Source organism: Arthrobacter sp. Y3223164 (genome assembly GCF_059091005.1).
Genome location: NZ_JBNHGF010000139.1, coordinates 1 through 6,605 on the forward strand (window position 1 = coordinate 1; position 6,605 = coordinate 6,605).

The following is a 6,605-nucleotide window of genomic DNA, read 5'->3' on the forward strand; positions in this document are numbered from 1 at the left end:
GCACCGGCCTCTGCGCCGGGTCTTGACGCCGGCGCGGTTTCCCCGGTGGCGGCGATGTCCGCCCGCTCCACCGCGTGGGCGCCGACCGCCTGCAGGAACTCCACCAGCTTCGAAACGCCCTCGACCGCCGCCACCGTATTGGCCAGGTCCCTGTTGCACAGGGAAGAGAACTCAACGGGGAAGCGATCGGCGACATCTTGCAGCAGGACACACGCCTGGTCCAGAGATGCTTCCATCTCCCCGGTGCGGTCCAACGGTGCAAGAGCCATACCACAATTTTATTCGTACACAGATTCGATAGCCATCAAAAGGGCCCTGTGTGTAGGAGTAGTGCCCTAGGGCAATGCATTCCAAGCGGAAGCACAATGCTGGGCGAAGCACGGCGCCAAGCCGAAGCACTGCGCCGCGATGCTACGTCGAAGCGGCCGACTCCGCATGCGCCTCGCGCCATCTGGACCAGCCGTACAGACTCAAAATTCCCAGCAGGACGGTGAACACGATGCCGTCCAGTGCAAACAGGACCTGCGGGTTTGCGTTCACTGCCCCTCTTGCCAGGCCCATCAGCGAGAGGGCGACGCCGATCCACCAGGCTTCGATGACACCGCGCGCCAGACCGAGGTACAACAGCGGAGTCAGCAGGCTAACGACCGCTGCCTCAGCAATGGCCGCCGGGTCGGCCATGTGCATCAGCATCATGGGCAGCACGTCGACACCGAAGAACAGCACGACAAGCACCATCAGGCAGGCCGCGGCCAGCCAGTCGGGCCGCTGGACCGGATGGACAAGAAACCCGCCGGCCGCTGACCGCCGGCGCCACCGCCACCATCCGTAGGCCGCCACCGCGGGCAGCACCAGGACGGCAAGGCTAAAAGCGCCCGTCACTCCCATCAACACCAGGGACAGGACCGGTTCCACCAGCAGCACCAGCCAGCCGGCCGGCTTCCGAAGCACCAAGAGCAGGACGCCGGCCACCTGCAGCAGCGGAAAGAGCATTGATGTCCACAGGAACGACCCGAAGCCGTGCACGACGTCTGCCAGATCCATGCCCGCCCCCGTTGGTGAATTGTTCCGCACAGCCTAGCAAGCATCGGTTTCCCCACGGGTCGGCTCGGGGGGTGCCAACAGTGACCAGCGCCTCAACGCGGTCGCTAGGATAGTTGCTGCAGTACACGAAGCCCTCCGAACCACTGCAACGAATCGACCACATGACTGAGTTATCCCTTTGGCGCTCGATCGCCCGGCTCAAACACTATGTCCGGCCCATCCTCCCCCGGCTGATCCTGGGATTCTTCAGCGCCCTCGGCGCCAGCCTGGTGGCACTGGCCATTCCCCAGGTCTTGCGTGGCCTGGTCGACACCATCCATACCGGCGGCCGCCCCTCGGAAGTCTGGGGCCCCGCCGTCGTCATTGCGGTGCTGGGCGTGGCCGAGGCCGGGCTGGTGTACCTGCGGCGCGTGTTCGCGATCGCGCCCGCCACGGACGTGGAGATGGGCATGCGCACCAGCTTCTACCGGCACGTGCAGCATCTGCCGGCCGCCTTCCATGACCGCTGGGGCTCGGGCCAGCTGCTTTCCCGCTCCATGGCCGACCTGGGACTGATCCGGCGTTGGCTGGCGTTCGGCTCCCTCATGCTGGTGGTCTCCTTCGTGACGGTGGTCGCGGGGCTGGCGCTGATGTTCGCGCTGAACCAGTTGCTGGGACTGATCTTCCTGGCCGCCGCCGTGCCCCTCGTCTGGCAGGGGTTCCGGTTCCGTACCGCATTCGGCGCTTCCTCCCGGCTGAGCCAGGACCAGGCGGGCGACCTCGCCACCACCGTGGAGGAATCGGTGCACGGGATCCGGGTGCTCAAGGCCTTCGGCCGCGGCAAGTACGCGCTGGAGAACTTCCACGGCCAGGCCGAAGAACTGCGCCAGACCGAACTGGCCAAGGCCCGCACGCTGTCCAAGTTCCTCGCCACCGTCGTGTCGCTGCCCGATCTGGTGCTGGGCGCCGCGTTGGTCATCGGCATCATGCAGGTCTCCGGCGGGCACATGACCGTCGGCGACCTGGTCGCCTTCTTTGCCACCGCCGCCGTGGTGGCCGGTCCGGTGGAAGCGATCGGTTCCCTGATGGGCATGACGCTGACGGCGAAGACCGCACTGGACCGGCACTTCGACGTGATGGATACGGAGAACACCATCATCGACCCGGACGTTCCCGCACCGGCCGGCCCCGTGCGCGGGGAACTGCGCCTGTCCAACGTAGTCTTCCGCTATCCCGACGCCGCCGCGGACGCGGCCCCGGTTCTCGACGGCGTGGACCTGCACGTGCGCGCGGGTGAAACCCTGGCGCTGGTAGGGGTCACCGGCTCGGGCAAGAGCACCCTGCTGCAGCTGATTCCCCGGCTGTATGAGGTCACCTCCGGCGCCGTGTTCCTGGACGGTACGGATATCCGTCATCTCCCGCTGGCCGAGCTGCGCGCCCGCGTGTCGGTGGCCTTCGAGGACTCCACGCTGTTCTCCACCTCGGTCCGCGACAACGTGCTGCTCGGTGCCCGCCCGGGCCGCGAAGATCCCGAAATCCTCCTCTCCCGGGCGCTCGAGGTGGCGCAGGCCGGGTTCGCCTATGACCTGCCGCAGGGCGTGGACACGCGGATCGGCGAGGAAGGACTAAGCCTGTCCGGCGGGCAGCGGCAGCGGATCGCCCTGGCCCGGGCCATCGCCGCGCAACCGGCCGTGCTGGTGCTGGACGACCCGCTCTCGGCCCTGGACGTGCGGACCGAAGAAGCGGTTACGCAGCGGCTGCGGGAAGAACTGCGCGGCACCACCACCGTGATCGTGGCCCACCGGCCCTCCACCGTGGCGCTGGCCGACCGGGTAGCGCTGCTGCAGGACGGACGGATTACTGCGGTCGGCAGCCACTCGGAGCTGCTGCGCAGCAGCACACACTACCGGTACGTGATCGCCTCGCTGGCGGCCGAGCCCATGGTCGAAGACGTCCTGGACGCAAAGGAAGCCCGATGAGTTCCATGACCGGAGTCGCCGGCGAAGACAACATCAACCTGGACCAAACCGACCGCAGAGCCGTCAGGCGGCGCTCCCTGCGGCTGCTGGGCGAACTGGTGTCCCCGCACAAGCGGCTGTTCGCGCTCTCCATCGTGCTGGTGGTGGCCAGCAACGCCGCCCGGGCCGCCGGTCCGGTGCTGGTGGCCTTCGGCATCAACAATGCGCTGCCGGCCTTCACCGGCGGCGACACCATGCCCCTGGTGCTGGTCGGCGCCGCCTACGCCGCCGTCGCGATCGCCGGCGGATCCCTGCTGGCGGCCTACATCTACGTCACCGCCCGTCTCAGCCAGGCCATGCTGCTGGCCCTGCGGGTCCGGGTCTTCCGGCACACCCAACGGTTGAGCCTGGAGTTTCACGAAACCTACACCTCCGGCCGGATCATCTCCCGGCAGACGTCGGACCTGGAGGCGCTGCGGGAACTGCTGGACAACGGCGTCACCCAGCTGACCTCCGGCGTGATGTTCATGCTCTTCACCGCCATCAGCATCGCCGGACTGGACTGGAAGAGCGGGCTGATCATCCTGGTCGCCGCCATACCCATCGCCTTCGTTACCCGGTGGTACCAAAAGGGCTCCGAGCTGGCCAACCGCGCCTCCCGGGTGGTGTCGGCCCGGCTGATCGTGCACTTTGTGGAAACCATGACCGGCATCCGAGCCGTCAAGGCCTTCCGCCGCGAGCACGACAACTCCGACCGCTACAACAAGCTGGCCGCCGACTACCGCGGCGCGACCCTGCGGAACATCAGGTACTTCGGCGTGCTCCAGCCGGTGCTGAACGGCGTCGGCAACCTGACCGTGGCCGTGGTGCTGTTGATCGGCGGCTTCCGGGTGCTCGACGGCGATCTTGCCATTGGCACCCTGGTCGCGGTGCTGCTGGCCACCAAACAGGTCTTCCGCCCCACCGAACAGATCGCCATGTTCTACAGCTCCTTCCAGTCGGCGGCCTCCGCGCTGGAGAAGGTCTCCGGGCTGCTGGAGGAAGAACCGACCATCGTTCCCCCGGCCCGGCCGGTCCCGCTCAAGGACGCCCGCGGCGCGATCCGGTTCCGTGATGCCGTCTTCGGCTACGGCGACGGCCGGGTGGTGCTGCCCAGGCTGGACCTGGACATTCCCGCCGGCCAGACGGTCGCCGTCGTCGGGCAAACCGGGGCCGGCAAGTCCACCGTGGCCAAACTGATCGCCCGCTTCTATGACCTGACCTCCGGGTCGCTCACCCTGGACGGGATCGAGCTGCGGCAGCTGTCCAACGAAGACCTGCGCCGCGCCGTCGTGATGGTCACGCAGGAAGCGTTCCTGTTCAGCGGCAGCGTCGCGGAGAACATCGCTCTGGGCAACCCGGAGGCCAGCCGAGCGCAGATCGAGGACGCCGGCCGCGCCGTCGGCGCCCACGAGTTCATCCTGTCTCTGCCCGAGGGCTACGACACCGACGTGAACAAGCGCGGCGGCCGCGTCTCTGCCGGCCAGCGGCAGCTCATCTCCTTCGCGCGCGCGTTCCTGGCCGACCCGGCGGTGCTGATCCTGGACGAAGCCACCGCGTCGCTGGACATTCCCAGCGAGCGCCAGGTCCAGGAGGGCCTGCAGACGCTGCTGGGCAACCGCACGGCGCTGATCATCGCGCACCGGCTTTCCACCGTCGAGATCGCCGACCGGGTGCTGGTCATCCACGAGGGCCGGGTGGTCGAGGATGGGCCGCCGGCGGAACTGATCGCCGGCGACGGCCGCTTCGCCCAACTGCACGCCGCGTGGAAGGACTCGCTGGTCTGACCGGGGCCGGGCCGCGTCCGGTCTGACCAAGGCCTGCCCGGGCCCTCGCCGATTTCTCCTTTGGGGGCTGTCTCCGCTATTCTTGAACAGTTGCTTTCGCGGCCGTCACGACGACGGCGGGGGCAACGGTATCGGGGTGTGGCGCAGCTTGGTAGCGCGCGTCGTTCGGGACGACGAGGTCGCAGGTTCAAATCCTGTCACCCCGACGAATCACCGGGAACTCCCGCCGCTCTTCGGAGCGGCGGGAGTTCTTGCTTTTCCGCTCCCGGAACCGGTTTGTACCGGACGAAAGTTGTGAACCCGGCCCAAAAGCGGGAAGTATGGACCCATGGGGTCTCTGCAGCGCTCGGCGCTCATCGTAGGGGCCGGAATCGGCGGGCTCGCCACTGCGCGGGCCTTGCAACGAACCGGCTGGAAAGTCCACGTGGTCGAACGCGCCGGAACGCTGCAGCAGCTGGGCACCGGGCTGACGATCTGGGCCAACGGGACACGCGCCCTGCAGCGGCTCGGCGTGCTGGACGCCTTTGAAGAGGCCTCCCTCCCGGTCGGCGGCAGCTCGCACGACCAGTTCGGCAACGTGCTGTCCACGTTCAGCAGCGACGACCTCCGGCAGCGCTACGGCCACCCGCTGCGTTCCATCCACCGCTCGGACCTCACCACGCTGCTGAACGACTCGCTCTACGTCAACACGGTGCATCTGGGTTTGCAGGCGGTGAAGTTCCGGCGCGATCAGCACGGCGGGACGGTCACGCTGAACAACGGCGGCTCCCTGCACGCGGACCTGGTGGTCGGCGCCGACGGCCTGCGCTCGCTGGTCCGCCACGACCTAATCGGCGACGGCGCCCCGCGGGCCTCCGGCATCACCGCCATGCGCGCGGTCTGCCCGATCGGCGACCTCGATCCGGGCTGGCTGCCCTGGGGCGAGTCCTGGGGCAACGGGGAGGTCTTCGGCATGATCCCGCTGCCGGGCGGCCTCATTTACTGGTACGCCACCATGCCCAACCACGTGCTGGCGCAGGACGACGAGGTCCTCTGGCGCACCCTGGCCCTGCAGCGCTTCGAGGGCTGGCACCCGGCCGTCCGGGCGGTCATCGGCGCCACCAAGAGCCAGGACATCATGGCGCACGAACTGTTCGACCGGAAACCCGCCGCCGTCTGGTCCGGCAGCCACGCCACCCTCGTGGGCGACGCCGCGCACCCCATGCTGCCGTTCCTCGGCCAAGGCGCAAGCCAGGCCCTCGAGGACGCGGTCGCGCTGGCCGGCGCGCTGAACGCCGACTGGAACATCACCACGGCCCTGCGCAACTACGAACGGGCGCGGGGCCCGCGCACCGCCAAGGTGGTCGAGCGCTCGCGCAAGATGGCAGCCATGGCACGGCAGCAGAAGCCGTGGAAGCAGAAGCTCCAGCGGACGGTAATGAGCAAGGCGCCGCAGGCCCTGGTCTTCAAGCAGTTGGACGACGTCGTCGGCCGCGTCGACAAGTGACCCGGGGGCCCCGCGGCACCCTCTCCCATTGACTCTGCCCGCGCCCCGTATTGGAATGGAAGATAACTCCGTCAGCAGGGGTGCCGATGTTCCTCGCAGAGTTCGCGCAGCTGGCCGTCGCCACGGCCGTGCTGGCTGCCGTGGTTTTCCTGACCTCCTACGCGGTGGAACGCGGCCTGCGCCGCCGCCCCGATCCGGACACCGCGTTCTGGTACTGCTTTTCCGGGCTGTGCTGCGCCCTGGCCGTGGTGCTCGCCGCCGCGGTCGTCTTCCCGTCCGCCGTGCCGCTCTGGCTGCTGCTCGCTGCCGGCT

The 6,605-nt window shown here is 68.3% G+C and carries 6 protein-coding genes and 1 tRNA gene; 5 read left to right on the top strand and 2 right to left on the bottom strand.

The genetic code is table 11. The features are described 5' to 3' along the window. Positions 1-269 (bottom strand): hypothetical protein (locus AC5RUJ_RS08865; protein ID WP_494155769.1); only part of this gene is annotated, 269 nt, incomplete at its 3' end. Positions 270-411: 142 nt separating this feature from the next. Further along, the gene (locus tag AC5RUJ_RS08870) at positions 412-1,044 is read right to left on the bottom strand and encodes a nicotinamide mononucleotide transporter (RefSeq protein ID WP_494128629.1); all 633 of its coding nucleotides are present in this window, start codon (positions 1,042-1,044) and stop codon (positions 412-414) included. A gap of 161 nt (positions 1,045-1,205) precedes the next feature. On the opposite strand from AC5RUJ_RS08870, the gene AC5RUJ_RS08875 reads away from it, so the two are divergent. From AC5RUJ_RS08875 to AC5RUJ_RS08895, 5 genes are all read left to right on the top strand, one after another. After that, positions 1,206-3,002 carry an ABC transporter ATP-binding protein gene (locus tag AC5RUJ_RS08875; RefSeq protein WP_494128630.1) on the top strand — a complete coding sequence of 599 codons (1,797 nt, stop codon included), beginning with the start codon at positions 1,206-1,208 and terminating at the stop codon, positions 3,000-3,002. Next, a complete protein-coding gene (locus AC5RUJ_RS08880) occupies positions 2,999-4,807 on the top strand; it encodes an ABC transporter ATP-binding protein (protein WP_494128631.1) in 1,809 nt (602 codons plus the stop codon). Before AC5RUJ_RS08875 ends, AC5RUJ_RS08880 begins: the two co-directional genes overlap by 4 nt. Positions 4,808-4,939: 132 nt before the next feature. Next, a tRNA-Pro gene (locus tag AC5RUJ_RS08885) sits at positions 4,940-5,013 on the top strand. Positions 5,014-5,135: 122 nt separating this feature from the next. Continuing rightward, positions 5,136-6,293: an FAD-dependent oxidoreductase gene (locus AC5RUJ_RS08890; RefSeq protein ID WP_494000669.1), complete on the top strand. Its 1,158-nt coding sequence runs from the start codon at positions 5,136-5,138 to the stop codon at positions 6,291-6,293. Positions 6,294-6,379: 86 nt separating this feature from the next. After that, positions 6,380-6,605, top strand: a 226-nt coding sequence (locus tag AC5RUJ_RS08895; protein ID WP_494155770.1) for a hypothetical protein, incomplete at its 3' end; no start/stop codon positions are given.